Annotated in this window: 11 protein-coding genes; 5 read left to right on the forward strand and 6 right to left on the reverse strand. The window is 69.0% G+C overall.

All coding sequences use genetic code 11. The annotated features are described in order from the left end of the window. Positions 1-68: 68 nt before the first annotated feature. The 5 genes from V5F48_RS20640 to V5F48_RS20660 form a co-directional block, all read right to left on the reverse strand. Positions 69-1325, reverse strand: coding sequence for a glycosyltransferase (locus V5F48_RS20640; protein ID WP_394260186.1), 1257 nt, complete (start codon positions 1323-1325; stop codon positions 69-71). After that, complete coding sequence (locus V5F48_RS20645; RefSeq protein WP_394260187.1) at positions 1322-2257, reverse strand: phytoene/squalene synthase family protein; 936 nt, start codon at positions 2255-2257, stop codon at positions 1322-1324. The genes V5F48_RS20640 and V5F48_RS20645 overlap by 4 nt, the downstream gene beginning before the upstream one ends. Next, positions 2254-3768 carry a phytoene desaturase gene (locus V5F48_RS20650; protein WP_394260188.1) on the reverse strand — a complete coding sequence of 505 codons (1515 nt, stop codon included), beginning with the start codon at positions 3766-3768 and terminating at the stop codon, positions 2254-2256. Before V5F48_RS20650 ends, V5F48_RS20645 begins: the two co-directional genes overlap by 4 nt. Further along, entirely contained in the window at positions 3765-4922 is a 1158-nt protein-coding gene (gene crtY, locus V5F48_RS20655) for a lycopene beta-cyclase CrtY (protein ID WP_394260189.1), read from the reverse strand. The genes V5F48_RS20650 and crtY overlap by 4 nt, the downstream gene beginning before the upstream one ends. Before the next feature lie 275 nt (positions 4923-5197). Beyond that, complete coding sequence (locus V5F48_RS20660) at positions 5198-6427, reverse strand: N-acetylmuramoyl-L-alanine amidase (protein WP_394260225.1); 1230 nt, start codon at positions 6425-6427, stop codon at positions 5198-5200. Positions 6428-7279: 852 nt separating this feature from the next. Here V5F48_RS20660 and V5F48_RS20665 point away from each other — a divergent pair. The 5 genes from V5F48_RS20665 (at position 7280) to V5F48_RS20685 (ending at position 18458) form a co-directional block, all read left to right on the forward strand. Next, positions 7280-10549, forward strand: coding sequence for an Rne/Rng family ribonuclease (locus tag V5F48_RS20665; protein WP_394260190.1), 3270 nt, complete (start codon positions 7280-7282; stop codon positions 10547-10549). Between the two features lie 370 nt (positions 10550-10919). Further along, entirely contained in the window at positions 10920-13334 is a 2415-nt protein-coding gene (locus V5F48_RS20670; RefSeq protein WP_394107631.1) for a penicillin-binding protein 1A, read from the forward strand. A 215-nt stretch (positions 13335-13549) separates the two neighbouring features. Next, positions 13550-16114, forward strand: a complete 2565-nt coding sequence (locus tag V5F48_RS20675) for an EAL domain-containing protein (RefSeq protein WP_394260191.1) — start codon at positions 13550-13552, stop codon at positions 16112-16114. A gap of 368 nt (positions 16115-16482) precedes the next feature. Continuing rightward, positions 16483-17613, forward strand: a complete 1131-nt coding sequence (gene prfB, locus V5F48_RS20680) for a peptide chain release factor 2 (protein WP_394260192.1) — start codon at positions 16483-16485, stop codon at positions 17611-17613. 539 nt (positions 17614-18152) lie between these two features. Further along, positions 18153-18458 carry a hypothetical protein gene (locus V5F48_RS20685; protein WP_394260193.1) on the forward strand — a complete coding sequence of 102 codons (306 nt, stop codon included), beginning with the start codon at positions 18153-18155 and terminating at the stop codon, positions 18456-18458. Positions 18459-18518: 60 nt separating this feature from the next. On the opposite strand, the gene V5F48_RS20690 is transcribed toward V5F48_RS20685, so the two are convergent. Then, entirely contained in the window at positions 18519-19232 is a 714-nt protein-coding gene (locus V5F48_RS20690) for a glutathione S-transferase family protein (protein WP_394260194.1), read from the reverse strand. Positions 19233-19273: the final 41 nt, after the last annotated feature.

The raw sequence follows: 19273 nt of genomic DNA on the forward strand, positions 1-19273 counted from the left end.
CCGTCGGCGTTTCCTTTCAAGCCGACCGGACCAAGCATGCTCTTGCCTGACGCGTTGGCCGTAGCGCCTCAGGCGCCCGTCCCCGCCACCGCCTGCTCGATGCGGTCGGCGGCGCGCTTCACCCCGCCGCCTTCCGCCATCTCGTCGGCGACGCGGCGGGCGGCGAGGCGATAATCGGGCACGCTCAGCACCGCCCGCAGCGCGTTGGCGAGGCGCACGCGGCTGGCGCGGCCCGCCGGCACCACCTGCGCCACGCCGGCATAGGCGAGGCGGGCGGCGGTGGCCGGCTGCTCGAAGGCGATGGGCATGGCCACCAGCGGCACGCCCTCGGCCAGCGCATCCAGCACCGTGTTCATGCCGCAATGGAGCACGGCGGCGGCGCAGCGCTTCAGCACCTCCTGCTGCGGCACGAAGGAGCGCACCTCGGCGAGGCCCGAGAGCTGGGCGGCCTCGTCCTCGGACAACAGGCCGCCATGGGCGATGAGAAGCCGCGCGCCCACGTCCCGCGCCGCGAACGCCACCTTGTGGAACAGATCGATGCGCCCGCCCTGAAGGGTGCCGAGGGAGCAGAACAGGAGCGGCATGCCCTCCACATGCGGGAGCGCCAGATCCATACGCGGCACGGCGGCGCCGTCGCGCCAGGGCGAGCCATAGTGGAAGGTGGCGGGCAGTTCGGAGCGGGGGAAATCCAGCCCCTTCGGCATTTGCGCCACGGTCAAAAGCGGCGAGAAGCCGCCGTCGGCGAACGGATCGAGCCCGAACACGGCGCCATGCCGCTCCAGCACCCGGCGCATGGGCCGCATGAGCAGGTCGGTGATCTGGTAGCCGCCCTTGTTCCAGACGAGGCCCTGCTCGCTGGGGTCATAGCGCCAGGGCACGAAGGGCGGCGGCACGCCGATCTCGCGGTTCAGCAGCAGCGCGGTGGCGGTGGAGACCACCGGCAGCTTGAGATGGCGCGCCACCAGGGTCCCGGCCGCCTCGGTCTGGTCGGCGATGACCGCCTCCGCGCCGATGGCTTTCAGCACGCCCGGCAGGTCGCGGCACAGCATGTCGGTCTGCGCCGCCGTGGCCTTCAGGGTGCCGAGCAGGCCGAACAGGCCGGTGGGCGCGGCAAGGCGCGCCACATAGGCATCCAACGCTCCGGCGGGGTAGTCCTTCTCCCCCACGGCGGCAAACTCCGCGCCCTTGCCGGCCACGAGGCGGGCGGCATCGGCCATGTGCACGAAGGTGACGCGATGGCCCCGCGCGGCAAGTTCCCGGGCCAGCACCAGCAGCGGATTGGTATGCCCCGGCAGCGGCGGGGCGACGACGGCGAAATGGGTCATGCGGGACGCGTCCACAGATGCGCGGGTCGGGGCGGCGGCGCGCCCTGAAACCGCGTGGCGAGGGCCTGCGCGAGGCCGCCCGCGAGAAAGCCGAGCTTCTGCGCCGTGGAGGTGGAGACGCGCGCGTCCCACGCCCTCGGCCCGCGCTTGCGCACTTCCACGCCGATAGCGCGATAGACGCCGCGCGCCGCGCCCACCGCCGCCGCCGCGCGGAACGGCAAAGCGGCCATGCCCATGAGGGCCTGGTCGTAATAGGGCTCGGCCACGTCCAGCAGCCGCGCCACCACGCCGGCCACCGCCGCGCGGTGCTCGGGCGCGGCGATCCCGGCTTCCGGCACGCCGGCCTCGGCGAGGAAGGCGGCGGGCAGGTAGATGCGGCCGATGGCAGCATCCTCCATCACGTCGCGGGCGATGTTGGTGAGCTGGAAGCCGAGGCCGAGGTCGCTCGCCCGGTCCAGCACCACGTCATCCCGCGCGCCCATGATGAGGGCCATCATCACGCCCACCACGCCGGCCACATGGTAGCAATAGGTCAGCGTGTCATCGAGGCTCTCGTAGCGCCGCTCCTCCACATCCATGCGGAAGCCCTCCAGCAGTTGGAGGGGATAGCGCTCGGGAATGTCGTTGCGCTTCACCACCTCGGCGAAGGCGGCAAAGGCCGGATGGGCGGAAGGCGCGCCGCGATAGGCGTTGCGCGTCTCCTCATAGAGGCCGTCGAGCCGCTCGGCGGGGGACTGGGCGCTGGAGACCCGGCCGTGCCCCAGCTCCTGCCCGTCCACCACGTCGTCGCAATGGCGGCACCAGGCATAGAGCATCACCGCGTCTTCCCGCATGCGCGGGCCGAACAGGCGCGCGGCGGCGGCGAAGCTCTTGGAGCCCTTGTTTATGGCCTGCTCGCTGGCGCCGAGGATGTCGGGCGCGGGCGCGCTCATGCGGGCGTCACGCCGAGGTCCGCGAGGATGAGCCCCGCTGTCGCCTTGGCCGAGCCCACCACCCCCGGCACGCCCGCCCCCGGATGGGTGCCGGCCCCGGCGAAATAGAGGTTGGCGATTTTCGCATCCCGATTGTGCGGCCGGAACCACGCCGACTGGGTGAGGATGGGTTCCACCGAGAAGGCCGAGCCCTGATGGGCGGACAGCTCATCGCGGAAGCCGAAGGGGGTGAGAATGCGCGAGGTGACGAGGCTGTCGCGCAGCCCCGGCAGCAGCCGCTCTTCCAGATGGGCGAGGATGCGGTCGCGATAAAGCGGGCCTTCCACCTCCCAGTCGATGTCCGCCTTTCCGAGATGCGGCACCGGGGAAAGCACGTAGAAGGCGGTGCAGCCCTCCGGCGCCAGCGACTTGTCGGTGACCGTCGGGGCGTGGAGATAGAGCGAGAAATCGTCGGGCAGGTTCGGGCCCTTGAAGATCTCGTCCACGAGGCCGCGATAGCGCGGGCCAAACAGCACGGTGTGGTGCTGGAGATGGTCCCAGGTGCGCCGCGCCCCGAAATAGGTCACGAACAGGGACATGGAATGGCGCGTCTTCGCCAGCCGCGCCCCTTCCGAGCGCCCGCGCGGCGACGCGCGCAGCAGATGGCGATAGGTGTGCACCACGTCCGCATTGGAGGCGACGAGGTCGAACGGCAGGGTCTCGCCGCTCTTCAGCTTCACGGCGGTGGCGCGCTGGCCCTCCACCACGATCTCGTCCACCGGGCTGGAGAGGCGGATCTCGCCGCCGAGGTCGGTGAACAGCCTGACCATGCCGTTGACCAGCGCCCCTGTCCCTCCGCGCGGGAAGAACACGCCCCATTTGCGCTCCAGCGCATGGATGAGGGCGTAGATGGACGAGGTGGAGAAGGGATTGCCCCCCACCAGCAGGGAATGGAACGAGAAGGCCTGCCGCAGGTGATCGTCGCGGATGAAGCGCGAGACCATGGCATAGACCGAGCGCCACGCCTCCAGCTTCACCAGCTTGGGCGCGGCCTTCATCATGCTGGAGAAGTGCAGGAACGGCACCGCGCCGAGCTTGAGGTAGCCTTCCTCGAACACCGCCTGCGAATAGGCGAGGAAGCGGCGATAGCCCTCCACGTCGGCCTTGTCGAAGGTGGCGATCTGGGTGTCGAGCCCCGCCTGGTCGTTCACATAGTCGAACTGCCGCCCGTCCGGCCACAGCAGCCGGTAGAAGGGCGAGACCGGCATCAGCTCCACATAGTCGGACAGCTTGCGGCCGGCGGCCGCGAACACCTCTTCGAGGCAGGAGGGGTCGGTGATGACGGTGGGGCCGCCATCGAAGGTGAAGCCGTCCTGCTCATAGACATAGGCGCGTCCGCCGGGCTTGTCCCGCTGCTCGAACACGGTGGTGGGGATGCCCGCCGCCTGCAGGCGGATGGCGAGGGAGAGCCCGCCGAAGCCGGACCCGATGACGGCGGCGCGGCGGAAAGGCTTGGTGGCATCGAGCATCATGGGGAACCGGGTGCGGCTTTCGTCTCGGCAAGGCAGGAGAGCGCCCTGAACACCGATACGGGCGGGCGCCCCGAAAGGATGCGCGCCTTGTCGGCAAGGGTGAGGCGATCGGCGTAGAAGCGGGCAATCAGGTCTTCCGACAGCCCGTAGAAGCGCTGGAGAATGGCATAGCGCCGCTCCGGATCGGCGGCGCGGAACAGCATGCGGTTGAGCAGGCGGAAGAAGCCGCGCCCGTTCCAGCTTGCCGCCGCATGGGCGCGCACCGCCGCCGAGAGCGCGGGACCGGACAGGTCCTTGAGCGCGCTCACCGTGTCGGCCAGCGCCATCGCATCGGGCAGGGAATAGCCCGTGGTGGGGTGGAACAGGCCCGCCCGCAGCCCCGCCGGGGCAACGCCTGAAGGGGTCTGCGCGAGGAAGGCGTCGATGTCGCCGCCCAAGGCGACGGGCAAGATGCCGTCCTCCTCCCGCACCACATAATCCACCGCCCAGCCCTGCGCCGCGGCATAGGCGGAAATACGGCCGCGCAGGACATCGGTGGGCAGGTCCGGGCCGTCGGCATAATAGGTGTCTTCCACCAGCACCGTGTCGTCGTCCAGCGGCAGCACATAGACGAAGCGGTAGCCGCCCAGCTGCTCCACCCGCGCATCCATGATGACGGGACGGGTCAGGCCATGGGGCCGCGACAAGCGCAATTCCTGCCCGAGGAAGGTCTGGTAGCCAAGGTCGAGGTGGCGCGAGGCCACGGGACCGCGCCCGTCCACCACGGCGCGCGCGGCGATGCGCTCGCCGCCCTCCAGTACCACATGGTCGGCGGCCACATGGGCGACGCGGGCATGGGTGCGGATGGCGGCGCACAGGCGCTCGTTCATCACCTCGGCCATGCGCTCGGAGGAAATGGTGGCGTAGCCGCCCTTCAGGCGGCGGGAAAAGGCGGGGAAATGCACCTCATGCCCGGCCCATCTATAGCTCTGGAAGGGCGCGAGGAAGGCGCGCTGCGCCGGGGTGAGATCGCTGTCGTGGCAGGACCAGCTGTGGTTGCCGCCGACGCTTTCGCCGGCTTCCAGCAGCAGCATGTGCAGGCCGGGACGCTGGGCGGCGAGGCGGGCGGCCATGAGGCAATTGGCAAGGCCGGCGCCGACGAAGACGATGTCCATGCCCTTCGCGCCGCTCCCGCCATTGGTCCCCATAGGGCAATAGCCGCCGGGCCGCCCCCTGTCACCCCCGGCGCCACCGCCCCCGGTTTCCCGGACCAGCGACGGCGCAGCCGGAGCGCCGAGCCGGGATCCAGCGCAAGAGTCCTGCGTAGCAGGCATTGCCGTACCACCGCCCCTGGAACGGGAAGCATCTGCGGCAGGCTTTTGCTCTGACGTGGCAGTCGGCCGGGGCACGGTGGCGGCGCGTCACCGCCAGCGACAGACACCGGCGGGATTCACCGCGGCACGGCCGCCTTGTCGTCGGCGGCGGCGTGCAGGCCGGCGGCCTTCTGGGCGAAGAACTGGTTGATGCCCGCCACCACCGTCTCGGCGATGCGGATGCGCCCGTCCGGCGAGGTGAGGAGCTTCAGGTCCTCCTTGCTGGACATGTAGCCGATCTCCAGCAGCACCGAGGGCACGTCGTGGGCGCGCAGCACCCGGAAGCCGGCGGATTTCAAGGGCGAGCGGTGGAAGCGCACCGTGTTCTTCATGGTGCCCACCAGGGAGCGGGCGAGCAAGGCCGAGAAATTGCGCGTCTCGCGCTGGGCGAGGTCCACCAGGATGCCGGCCACCTCGTCGCTCTCGTCGGAGAGGTCCACGCCGGCGATGAGGTCGGCCTTGTTCTCCTTCTCCGCCAGATGGGCGGCGTCGGCGTCGCTCGCGGTGTCCGAGAGGGTGTAGACGCTGGCGCCCCGCGCCTGTCCGTCGCCGCGGGCGAGCGCATCGGCGTGGAAGGAGACGAACAGGTCGGCGCGATGGGCACGGGCGATGCGCACCCGCTCGCCCAGGGGCACGAAGGTATCGGTGGAGCGCGTCATGACGACGCGATAGGCGCCGGAGCGCTCCAGCAGCTCGCGCACGGCGAGCGCGGTCTCCAGCACCACGTTCTTCTCGGCGAAGGCCGAATAGCCCGTGGTGCCCGAATCGATGCCGCCGTGTCCGGGGTCGAGCACCACCACGGGCCGCGTGTCCCCGGCCTCCGGCGGCACGATGGGGATCGCAGGCAATGCGGTGCGCAGGGCGGCGGAGCGCGCCGCGGTGCGGGCGAAGCTGTCGGGATCGCTCTTCACCAGATCCAGCACGAGGCGGGCCGGCTGGTCGTCCACGGGATCGAGCACGAAGGCCTTGTCGATGGCCACCGGCCCGGTCACCTCCAGCACCATGCGCGCCTTGCCCGGCGCGAACACGCCGAAGCGGTAGGCCGCGACCAGGCCGCGCTTCAGCTGGTTCGATTCGGGCTTGAGCGCGAAGGCGACCTCCGGCAGGTCGAGAACCACCCGGTAGGGCTCGGCCAGGGTGAAGGCGTGGAATTCCACCGCCCGGTCGAGGTCGATCACGAGGCGCGTGCGCTGGGCATCGCCCGCAAGCCGCGCATCCCGGGCAGTGACGGGGCCGCCATCGACCGGTTTTGCGGCAACGGGCGGGGCCGGCGCGGCCGCCATGGCGGATGACGCGAACGTGACCACGCCCAAGAAGAAGGCGCACGCCAGGGCCGGCAAACCGCTGCGGCGCCTTGTCCCGGCCGGCATCGGGGCACGGGACGGCCTGCGGCTCGGATCCGGGTGCAGCTCAGGGCGCAGGTCCAGGCACCGGTCCATGGGCATCCCATTTTCGCGCGATCGCGGGATCGAGCCCAGGATCGAGCCAGTGAAGGACGGCAGCCTTAAGGCCGGGCCCGTAAACGCTCCGTTGACGAAGCGTTATAGCCTGCTGGAATGAGGAAGTGGACGCATAAACCTTGCCAAGCAGGAAGTTGGGCGGGTAAGAATGGCGGGGTACACAGTTCGCGTTCCGGACCAGGCCCTTCGGCCCCGGCTGCCGCGGCTGCCGCAGGACAGTGTTTCTTCGATCCCGGGCGGGCCGCTGAGCGCGCCGGATGCCCGGAAATGCAGGAACACTCCCATCGCCGCTGGCGGCTCGACCACTTTTGTGGAGCCCCGCGGTGAGCGCCCCACCGGCGCTCGATGCGACAGCCCCACCGGCCGCCTCAGCCGAAGAGCCGCAAGGGACGATCTGGGGAATCGGGCGAACGTGTGCCGTGGCCGGAACGAGGCGCCCGCCTTTCATCCGGCCTGAACCCTTCATCGAGGAACGGGTAGCCGAGGGCATGGATTTTTCTCCGCACGACAGGCGCGTTATGCGCGCCCCCGTGTGCCCCGACGTCGAGGGTCGTAGCGACACGCCCCGACGCACCTGTTTCTCCGTTTCATCCTCACGTCATCACATCCGGCGCCCGAGCGGCCCGGCCACCCCGCAATGGGGTGCGCCTGGGCGGCTGTCGCGGACCTTTGCCCGCGGCGCCGTGAAGAGAGAATTCCATGGCCAACAAGATGCTCATCGATGCGACCCACCCGGAGGAAACCCGGGTGGTGGTCGTGCGCGGGAACAGGGTCGAAGAGTTCGACTATGAGTCGGCGACCCGCAAGCAGTTGCGGGGCAACATCTATCTGGCGAAGGTGACGCGCGTGGAGCCCTCGCTCCAGGCCGCCTTCATCGAATATGGCGGCAACCGCCACGGCTTCCTCGCCTTCAGCGAGATCCATCCCGACTATTACCAGATCCCCGTGGCCGACCGCCTCGCCCTGATCGAGGAGGAGGAGCGCGCCGCCCGCCTCGCCGACGACGAGGCCGAGATGAAGGACCGCCGCCGCGAGCGCGGCCGTGCCCGGCGCTCCAGCTCCGACCAGGCCGTGAGCGAGCCCGTCGAGGAAGCCGAGACCATCCCCGCCGAAGCCGAGGCATTCGCCCGCGATTCTTCCGGCCACGATGCTTCCGGCCACGATGCTTCCGGCTACGCGCCGTCCAGCTTCGAGGCTCCCTCGGATACCCCGGCCAGCACGTCGGAATTCGGTGAAGCGCCCCAGGATCACACCAGCGAGGCCGAGCAGCCCCAGGCTGAAACCTCCTCCTGGCAGGACGCCCCCGCCATCGAGAGCGCGCACCACGAGCACCACGCACCGGAGAGCGTGACCGACCTGCTGTCCGCCGCCGAAGCTGCCGAAGCGTCCTCCGAGGCCAGCGAAACCGAGTCCGAGGCCGCCTATGGCGCGCCCCTGCCGGCCCCGCAGGAGCAGCACTTCGACCCGAACGCGGACCTCCGCAACTTCGAGGCCCCCGAGGGCGAGACCCACCCCGCCCCCATCCTCGACATCGAGGAGACCCCTGCCGAGATCCGTCGCGCCGAACCCCGTCCCGTCGAGGACGACGAGGAAGAGGACGAGGATGACGGGGACGTCGACCAGATCGATGAGGAAGAAGAGATCGAGCATCTCGGCGCCGACGACGACGCCATGGAAGAGGTGCCCGAGCGCGCGCCGCAGCGCCGCGCCCGGTCCTACAAGATCCAGGAAGTCATCCGCCGCCGCCAGGTGATGCTGGTGCAGGTGGTGAAGGAGGAGCGCGGCAACAAGGGCGCCGCCCTCACCACCTACCTCTCGCTGGCCGGCCGCTATTCCGTTCTCATGCCCAACACCGCCCGGGGCGGCGGCATCTCCCGCAAGATCACCAACACGGTGGACCGCAAGCGCCTGAAGGAAGTGGTGCAGGACCTGGAGGTGCCGGAAGGGATGGGCATCATCCTGCGCACCGCCGGCGCCAACCGCACCAAGGTGGAGATCAAGCGCGACTTTGAATACCTGCTGCGATTGTGGGAGACGGTGCGCGAGCTGACCCTGTCCTCCGCCGCGCCGAACCTGGTCTATGAGGAAGGCTCGCTCATCAAGCGGGCCATCCGCGACCTCTACAACAAGGACATCGACGAAGTTCACGTGGCCGGCGAGGAAGGCTATCGCGAGGCCAAGGACTTCATGCGCATGCTCATGCCGAGCCATGCCAAGTGCGTCCTGCCCTATCGCGAGCCGCAGCCCATCTTCGCCCGCTACGGGGTGGAGCAGCAGCTCGATGCCATGTTCTCCCCCGTGGTGCAGCTGAAGAGCGGCGGCTACATCGTCATCAACCCGACGGAAGCCCTGGTCTCCATCGACGTGAACTCGGGCCGCGCCACCCGCGAGCACCATATCGAGGACACCGCGCTCAAGACCAACGTGGAAGCCGCCGAGGAAATCGCCCGCCAGCTGCGCCTGCGCGATCTCGCCGGCCTCATCGTGGTCGACTTCATCGACATGGAGGAGAAGCGCAATAACCGGTCGGTGGAGCGCAAGCTCAAGGATTGCCTGAAGAACGACCGGGCGCGCATCCAGATCGGCCGCATCTCCCATTTCGGCCTGCTGGAGATGTCGCGCCAGCGCATCCGCACCGGCGTGCTGGAAAGCTCCATCGAGGTGTGCCCGCACTGCGGCGGCACCGGCCACGTGCGCTCGGCGGCGTCCGTCTCGCTCCAGCTGCTGCGCGCGCTGGAAGAGCAGCTGCTGCGCGCCGCCACGCACAACCTCTACGCCCGCACCCGCACCGAGGTGGCGCTCTATGTGCTCAACCAGAAGCGCGCCCATCTGCGCGAGCTGGAAGAGCGCTTCTCCGTCACTTTGGCCGTTGTCGCCGACGAGAGCGTGACCGGCCACCAGCCCTTCATCATCGAGAAGGGCGAGCTGGCCGTTCCCCCGGCCGCCGCGCCGCGCCCCAGCTCCGTGGTGCACCCCGATTCCATCCTGCTCGACGAGGATTATGCCGAGGAGGAGGACGAGGAGGTGATCGAGGAGGCCGCCGAGGCTGAGGCCGAAGCCGGTCCCGAGGTCGAAGGCGAGACCGGCGATCGCGCCGATGACGGTAATCGCAAGCGCCGCCGTCGCCGCCGCCGGCGGCGGGGCGAGAAGGACGAGACCCGCGAGGGTGGCGCCGAGGGCGAGGAGGAGGACGACGCCTCCGCCGAGGCCCAGGATGGCGACGAGGGCGAAGGCGAGGAAGACGACCGCTCCGAGGAGGAGCGCGCCGCCGACGCCGAGCGCTCTGACGAGGAAAATGCCGAGCGCCGTCGCCGCCGTCGCGGCCGTCGCGGCGGTCGCCGCAATCGCCGGGAGCGCGAGGGCGAGGGCGATGCCCCGCTCGCAGCCGGCGAGGCCGATGGCGAGGATGCCGACGATGCCGACGAGGCGGATGCCGTCGCCGAGGATGCGGGCGCGGAAGCTGCCCCCGCCTTCGAGGTGCGCATTCCGGTGACCCCCGCCGAGGTTCCGGCGGCCGCTGCCGCCGAAATCCCGTCCGTGCCCATCCTCTTCTCCCCGGCACCGGTGCCGGCGGTGGTCGAGAAGCCCGAGACCAAGGCCGCACAGACCAAGCCTACGCAGACCGAGGCTGCAGAGCCGGAGGCGGTGCCGGCCAAGCCGCGCCGCCGCTCCACGGTGCGCGAGAAGGCCCCGGTGATCGTCATGGTGGACGATACCGCCGCAAGCGCCGTCCCGGCCGAACGTCAGCCGGTCCCGGCCGGCTCGGAGGCCGAGCCCCAGCTCACCGCTGAACTCCCCGCCTCTGAACACTCCACCCCGGATGCGCCCGCTCCCGAAATCGCCTCCGAGGTCTCCTCCGAGCTGGACGCCCCCTCGGCGCCGGCCCCCGAGCCGGAGGCCCAGGGCAGCGAGGAGACCGCCGCCAACAAGAAGTCCGGCTGGTGGCAGCGCAAGCTGTTCGGCGGCTGAGGCGAGCGCTTCCAACGCTCCGGCCTTCGTCCCATTGACGAAAACGCCTCCCGGTCCTCCGGGAGGCGTTTTCGTCTGGGCACGCTCCACCTTGAATCGGGGGGCGATTCACCGATCGGATCGGGCTCTAGTCCTTGTAATCGGTTCGCGCTCTAAGGCGGCACCGGCCCCGTCGCGAAGCGGCCACGTTTGCCCCGCATAGCGTCTGGCCTGCGACTCTGCCTTCACGCGCGGCGCGCGAGCACGCGCGAACGTGAAGGGGGAGTTGCGCTCCCGGCGCCGGCCCCGCAGTGTGGGCTCTTCGCACGGGAGTGAAGTCGCGCTATGCGATGGCGCGCCTGATGGGGTGCCGTGGGAGGGAACCGGCGAAATGCGGTTGATCTTGAGGTTTCTGGGGTTCGTTTTCGCGCTCACCACGGTGGTGTTGCTCGCCGGTGCCGCGGGCGCGACCTATTTCGTGTGGAAGTACTCCCAGGATCTCCCCGACTACTCCCAGCTGCAGAATTACGAGCCGCCGGTGATGACCCGCGTGCATGCCGCCGACGGCGCGCTGGTGGCCGAGTACGCCAAGCAGCGCCGGCTCTACATTCCCATCCAGTCCGTGCCGAAGTCGGTGATCGAGGCCTTCCTGTCGGCCGAGGACAAGAATTTCTACGAGCACGGCGGCATCGACCCCACCGGCATCTTCCGCGCCGCGGCCTTCTATTTCCAGAATTACGGCAAGAACGTCCGGCCCCAGGGCGCATCCACCATCACCCAGCAGGTGGCCAAGAACTTCCTTTTGACCAACGAGGTGTCCATCGACCGCAAGGTCAAGGAAGCGCTGCTCGCCCTGCGCATCGAGCGCACCTATTCCAAGGACCGCATCCTCGAACTCTATCTCAACGAGATCTATCTCGGCATGGGCGCCTACGGCATCGCCGCCGCCGCCCTGGTTTATTTCGACAAGTCGGTGGACGAGCTGAACGTGCAGGAAGCGGCCTATCTTGCCGCCTTGCCCAAGGCGCCCTCCTCCTACAACCCGTTCCGCGACCGCTCGCGCGCCATCGATCGCCGCAACTGGGTGATCGACCGCATGGTGGAGAACGGCTTCATCTCCCAGAAGGAGGGCGAGGCGGCCAAGGCCTCTGCCCTCGACGTGACGCCGCGGGCCACCGGCGCCCAGATCTTCGCCGCGGAATATTATGCCGAAGAGGTGCGCCGGCAGATCTATGAGCGCTATGGCGAGCGCAAGCTCTACGAGGGCGGCCTCTCGGTGCGCACGCCGCTTGATCCCAAGCTGCAGGTGCTGGCCAAGAAGACCCTCACCGACGGCCTCGTGCGCTACGACGAGGAGCGCGGCTGGCGCAAGCCCGTGACCCATCTGGACCTCTCCGGCGGGGTCGACTGGGGCGTGAAGCTCGGCGAGGTCAAGGAGTTGAACGACATTCCCTGGCGCCTCGCCATCGTGCTGGACGTGGGCAAGGACAATGCGCGCATCGGCCTGCAGCCGCCGCGTACCAAGTCCGGCGCCCGCTCCACCGACCGCGAGGTGGGCCTGATCCCGGTGGATGGCGCCAAGTGGACCCGCCGCCCCCTGCCCCAGGTGCTGAAGCCCGGCGACGTGATCTATGTGGAGCCGCTCGCCGACCGCTCCGGCCAGTGGCGCCTGCGCCAGCTGCCCGGCGTGGAGGGCGCCATGGTGGTCATGGAGCCCACCACCGGCCGCGTGCTGGCCATCTCCGGCGGCTTCTCCTACGACGAAAGCCAGTTCAACCGCGCCACCCAGGCCATGCGCCAGCCCGGCTCCTCGTTCAAGCCGTTCGTCTATTCGGCGGCGCTGGACAATGGCTACACCCCCTCCACCATCGTCATGGACGCGCCGTTCGAGCTGGAGCAGCAGGGTCAGGCCACATGGCGGCCGGAGAATTATTCCGGCAAGTTCTACGGCCCGCAGACCCTGCGCTTCGGCCTGGAGCAGTCGCGCAACGTGATGACCGTGCGCCTCGCCAACGACGTGGGCATGCCCATCGTGGCCGAATACGCCAAGCGCTTCGGCATCTATGACGAGATGCCGCCCTATCTCGCCATGGCGCTCGGCTCGGGCGAGACCACCCTGCTGCGCATGACCGGCGCCTATGCCATGATCGCCAACGGCGGGCGGAAGGTGACACCCTCGCTCATCGACCGCATCCAGGACCGCTACGGCCACACCATCTTCAAGCACGACGAGCGTGAATGCCGCGGCTGCGAGGCGGACAACTGGGACAACCAGCCTGAGCCCAGCCTCGTCGACCGCCGCCCGGTGGTGCTCGACCCCATGACCGCCTACCAGATCACCTCCATGATGGAAGGCGTGGTCCAGCGCGGCACCGGAACGGCCCTGAAGGAGCTGGGCAAGCCCATCGCCGGCAAGACCGGCACCACGAACGACGAGAAGGACGCCTGGTTCATCGGCTTCACGCCGGAAATCGTGGTGGGCGTCTATCTCGGCTACGACAAGCCCCGGGCCATGGGCAAGGGCTCCACCGGCGGCCTCATCTCCGCGCCCATCGTGCGGGACTTCATGAAGGTCGCCATCGCCGACCGCCCGGCCATCCCGTTCCGGGTGCCGGCGGGCATCAAGCTGGTGCGCATCGACCGGAAGAGCGGCCAGCGCGCCGGCGCCGGCGACAGCTCCATTCTCGAAGCCTTCAAGCCCGGCACCGCCCCGCCCGACGGCTATAGCGTGGCGGGCTATTCCGGCACCGATGCCGCCTCGCCCGAGCCCAGCGCCCCCGCGCGCACGGGCGGCGGCCTCTACTGAGCCCGCCGACCGATCGGGCGCGGTTAACCGAGAAACGCGGCTTTCTGTACAACATCGGCGGATTCGATAAGCTACGGCTTGAGTGGGTTGATCCAGCGGGCTGCGGAGCCGTTGCCATCTGACGGAATCCGATCCTCGGATCGGGCTTCCGGGGCAATCGGACGTTTCGTGTCCCGTGTCGTCCGCCATGCGCCTCTCGGCGCGGAGCGCCAGCGATGGGCAAGACGATCGCAGTTTTACCGCCGGTCTCCGCCAGTCGGCCAGCGGATGCCGTGGTGTTCATGGATGAGAATGGCATCGTCATTTTCGTCAATGCCGCCGCCGAGCACGTGTGGGGCCTTTCCGGCACGGCCATGGTCGGGCGCGATGCGCGCTCCATCTTTCCGGAGGCGCTGCGCTTCGACCCTGCGCGCCGCTGGAGCGCGGAGGACATTGTCGGCGCCGACCGGCAGGTGGTGATTGCGCGCCCGGACGGCTCGAAGGCTTTCGCCCTCGTCCACGTGGTGCAGATCCGGCACGCCGGCACGTCCGGCTACGCGGCGGTGGTACAGGCCCTGCCGGACCCCGCAGGGGCGGCCGAGCAGATGAGCATCCTCTCCCTCGTCGCCGAAAAGACCGACCGCGGCGTGGTCGTCACCGATGCGCGGCGTCGGATCGTCTACACCAACCGCGCCTTCCAGGAGATGCTCGGCTACGCCGGGGGCGAGGCCGACGGCCGCGCGCTGGAGGATCTGCTCGCCACCGGCCGGGGCGCCGCCGACCTTGCCGCGCGCATTGACGCCGGCATCACGCGCCAGGTTCCGTTCCCGGAAGACGTGCCGCTGCGCGGCGCATCCGGCAACGAAGTGTGGGTCTCAACCATCATCACCCCGGTGCTGAACCAGGCCACCGGCGCGCTTGAACATGTGGTCGCCGTGCTGGCGGACATCACCCACACCCGCCTCATGGAAGACCTGCAGCGGCAGGTGCTCGCCGCACTGGCGGCCGATGCGCCGGCCCGCGATATCCTGGACCTGCTGTGCCGCAAGGTGGAGGAACTGGCCCCCGGCGTCCTGTGCTCGATTCTCGGCGTCACCGCCGACGACCTGCTGACGGTGCTGGCCGCTCCCAGCCTGCCGGCCGGATTCTCCGCCGCGGTGGAAGGCCTGCCCATCGGCCCCGAGTGCGGCAGCTGCGGCACCTCGGCATTCCGCGGCGAGGCGGTGTTGGTGGAGGACATCGCCCAGAGCCCGCTATGGAGAGATTTTCAGCACCTTCTCCTTCCGCCCGGCATCAAGGGCTGCTGGTCCATCCCGGCGAAGCTGCGCAGCGGCAAGGTCGCCGCGACCTTCGCCTTCTATTTCCCCGGCCCGCCGTTCGCCGCCCCCTGGCTGGAAAGCGTGGTTTCCGTCTGCTCGGACCTGTGCGCGCTGGTTCTGGAGCGGTCGGATACACGCAACCGCATCGCCACCCTCGCCAGCATCGATACGCTGACCGGCCTGCCCAACCGCCGGCGGCTGATCGAATCCCTCTCCGACCTGATCACCGCAGCCGGCGAGCGCAACGAGCCGCTCGCGGTGCTGATTCTGGACGTGGACCACTTCAAGGACGTGAACGACACCCTCGGCCATTCCACCGGCGACGCGCTTCTGGTGGAGATGGCCCGGCGCCTCAAGGCGCAGCTGCGGCCCGGGGATGCGGTGGGCCGCACCGGCGGCGACGAATTCGTGGTGCTGGTGCACAATTGCGCGGCGGAAGAAGCCGCGCGCATCGCCCGCCGCCTCATCGACTATCTGGCCGCACCCATCCCGGCGCAGAAGCTGCACCTGACCATGTCCGCCTCGGTGGGCATTGCCCTTTTTCCCCAGCACGGCACCAGCGCCGAGACGCTGCTGAAGCACGCCGATACCGCCCTGTACGAGGCCAAGCGCAAGGACAGGGGCCGGTTCCAGTTCTTCACCGACGACCTGAACAAAAGGGTGGAGGACCGGCTGGTGCTCTCCGTCGCGCTGCGGGCGGCATTGCAGAGCCACGCGCTGCGCCTTGTCTACCAGCCTCAAGTCACGCTTTCGGGGGTCACGCTCTCGGGCGGCCGGCTTTCGGGCGGAGCGCTCCACGGCGTGGAAGCGCTCGCCCGCTGGTCCGATCCGGTCCATGGGGCGGTCCCCGCGCCCCGTTTTATCGCACTTGCCGAGGAATACGGCTTCATCGAAAGCATCGACCAGTGGGCAGTGGAGGAGGCCTGCCGGCAGATGGCCGTCTGGCGCGCCGAAGGTGTCCCGGTGCCCCACGTCTCGGTCAACCTCTCCCCCCTGAGCTTCCGCAGCGCCGAGATCGTGGGCATCATCGGCGATGCCCTCAAGCGGCACCGCCTCTCACCCGGCGACCTTCGGGTCGAGATCACCGAGCGGGTGACCATGGACCAGAACCCCAACGCATTCGCCACCGCGCGCGCCATCGATGCGCTGGGGGTGCGCATCGCCATGGACGATTTCGGCACCGGCTATTCCAGCCTCAGCGCCCTGTCGCGCCTGCCCATCGCCGAGCTGAAGATCGACCGCTCCTTCATGCTCAGCATCGAGCACGACAAGAACGCCCTCGCTTTGGCCACGGCGGTGATCGTCATCGGCCAGAGCCTCGGCATGGCGGTGGTGGCGGAAGGCGTGGAGACGACGGCCCAGGCCGACCTGCTGCGCGACCTCGGCTGCCATGCCATCCAGGGCTATGTCTTCGCCCGGCCGCTGGAGGCCGCCGACGTGGCCGGCTGGCTGGTCGCCAACACGCCGCCCGCCGGGTCCTGAACGCGCGGGCTCCTGATCGCCGGGAAGGCGAAGCGCCGCCAGCGGCATCTGAACTTGCACCCGCTGCTCCGGGCCGGGCGCAATGGGAACCCTCCCCCGCGTGCAGGAGACGCGCGCGGGAGAGGGTTGGAGAGAGGGTTGGAGAGGGGGCCGACGCGGCGCCTTTTCGAATGAAGACCAGCCCACACCGCCTCGTCCGTTTACACCCGCGCGCGCCGCCGCTATTTTCCGCGGCCCCCTTCGCTCATGCACCGATCGGCCTCGCCTTGCGGCCGATCGGTGCATGACTTTCCCAAATATGGAGATGGACGCTCGTTCGGGTCACCTCGCCCCCGACGCATCCTGATCCAGCCGGAGTATGATGAGCCATGCGCGCGGAACTCGCCGCAAAGGTCGACGAGATCAGAGCTTCCCTGGACCTGCTGCGGTCCCACCTGGACGTGGACCGCTCGCGGCGGCGTCTTGCGGAGCTGAATGCCATCGTCGAGGACCCCAAGCTCTGGGACGACCCCGAGCGGGCGCAGAAGCTCATGCAGGAGCGCACCTCCCTGGAGGACGGCCTCGGCACCATCGACCGCGTCCTGCGCGACCTTGACGACAACATCGAGCTGATTGAGCTGGGCGAGGCGGAGGGCGACGAGGGCGTCATCACCGAGGCCTCCGCGTCCCTCGACGGCCTGAAGGCCGAGCTGGCCCGGCGCGAGCTGGAGGCCCTGCTCTCCGGCGAGGCCGATTCCAACGACAGCTATCTGGAAGTCCATGCGGGCGCCGGCGGCACCGACAGCCAGGACTGGGCCGAGATGCTGCTGCGCATGTACCGGCGCTGGTGCGAGCGCCACGGCTTCAAGGTGGAGCTGATGGACGAGTCCCAGGGCGAGCAGGCCGGACTGAAGTCCGCCACCATCCAGGTGAAGGGCCACAACGCCTATGGCTGGCTGAAGACCGAGGCCGGCGTGCACCGCCTGGTGCGCATCTCGCCGTTCGATTCCAACGCCCGGCGCCAGACCTCGTTCGCCTCCGTGGATGTCTATCCGGTGGTGGACGACCGCATCGTGGTGGACATCAAGGAAGCCGACGTGCGGGTGGATACCATGCGTTCGGGCGGCGCCGGCGGCCAGCACGTGAACAAGACCGAATCGGCGGTGCGCCTCACCCATATTCCCACCGGCGTGGCGGTGGTGAGCGAGGGCGACCGCTCCCAGCACAAGAACCGCGCCACCGCCTGGAACATGCTGCGCGCCAAGCTCTACGACCGGGAGTTGAAGAAGCGCGAGGCCGAGGCCATGGCCGAGCAGGCCGCCAAGACCGATATCGGCTGGGGCCACCAGATCCGCTCCTACGTGCTCCAGCCCTACCAGCTGGTGAAGGACCTGCGCACCGGCGTCACCTCCGGCACCCCGCAGGAGGTGCTGGACGGCGACCTCGACCCCTTCATGCAGGCGGCCCTGGCCCAGCGCGCCTATGGCGGCGGCCCCGAGAGCGTGGAAGACGTGGACTGATCGACGCCTGAACCGCCCTCCCCGCCGGCGGCGCGGCCTGCACATGGGTCCGCATCATAATTGCGATGGTGTCTCAGTTCCAAATGCGCCGTCACCCAGCCGTGTCTCAGTTTGAAAAGAAGCGCCGTCGGCCCCCTCTCCCGCTTGCGGGGGAGGGCTGGGGAGGGGGCAAGGACGCCGGGGCAGAATGCCGGCGGGCGGGACGGCGGAGAGTGTCTGCCCCCACCCTGCCCTCCCCCGCCCGAACTCGGATGTTTCCGGCTTCGGCACTTGGGACCTGAACTCGGCAACAGCCGAGTTCAGGCGGGAGAGGTTCCAGGGCGTGCCCGGTCGAAGCCGCCGACGTCAAACTGGGACACCACCAAAATTCGTTTGAGCTTTCTGCCGCTTGCGTCATCCTGAACGGCTCATGGTGTCCCGGGCCGGCCGCTCCCGGCCTCGGGCAAGACGGAGCCGTCGAGATGACGTGTCCGAAGTCGCTTCCGACGCCGCAGTCCCCGGGCCGGTTGCCCGCCACGGGGAGGCTTCCCGGCCACGCCGTGCAGGGTTTCCTGCAGTGCTTCTTGGGCCTTGCCCTGTGCCTGTCGGCGGTCGCGCTTCTGCCCCGCTTCGCCCGCGGCCACGACTGGTATCCCGCCTATTGCTGCTCGGGGCAGGATTGCTACGAGATCGGGCCGGAGGACGTGGAGTTCATGGGCCAGGGCTATTTCATCAAGGCGACGGGCGAATATTACCCGCGCGAGGCGGTGCCCGAGAGCCCGGACGGCAAGTTCCACCGCTGCTCGGTGCAGGGCAAGCGCGAGGGCCGCACCCTGTGCCTGTTCGCGCCGACGCCGGCGTTTTGAGGGGAACGGAGCGCGATCAGATGGTTGCGGAAGCCGACGAGGCGCTGTCCGCTGCCGCCTTCAGGCGCCACCGTGCGGCGCGGCCGCCCCGATCAAGGCGTGGATCGCCGTGCAATGCCGCACCAGATTTTCGTGCGCGTCGACAAACGCCTTCAACGGCGTCGCGATGGGATAAAAATAGATGTTGGCGAGGAAGCCGTAGATGGCGGCATCGGTGCTAGCGGGGCGTGGCCCGAACAGGAAGCCCTCGGCGGGCACAAGGTCTGCCAGCGCCGCGAGGTCCGCAAGCCCCCGCCCATACGCTTCCGGCGGCGCATAGCGGCCGACGCCCTGATAATAATAGCGCTGGGCGTTGAAGGCCTTGGCCTTTTCCATAGCCTCCGCCGTCAGCACCGGATGCTGGCCCATCAACGCATCGCGGAACTGGGGCCAGAAATCCTCATCCTTCCAACGGGAATAGGACATGACCCAATAAAGGTCGTCCAGCATGCGGGTGACGAGGAGCGCCAGCGTGCGCTCGCGCGGGCCGAGATGGTCGTCCAGGGTCACGCCATAGGCGCGCCGCACATGGGCGATGATGGCTTCGCTGTCGCCGATGGCCGCGCCATCATCCTCGATATAGGGCAACTGGCCGCGCGGCGCGCCCGAGGCGTCGAAGAGGTGGCGATGCTCGAACGGCACGCCGGCGAGCTTCAGATAGGCATAGACCTTGAGGCCATAGCCATTGTTGTCGGCGACGCCGAACAGTTCGGGATAGGAATAGAGGGTGAGCATCTCGGTGCGTTCGCCAATAATCCGGAAACCGTCCAAAACAT

Origin of the sequence: Xanthobacter autotrophicus ATCC 700552 (genome assembly GCF_043194565.1) — a bacterium.
In the GTDB taxonomy this organism is placed as follows: Bacteria; Pseudomonadota; Alphaproteobacteria; order Rhizobiales; family Xanthobacteraceae; genus Xanthobacter; species Xanthobacter autotrophicus_F.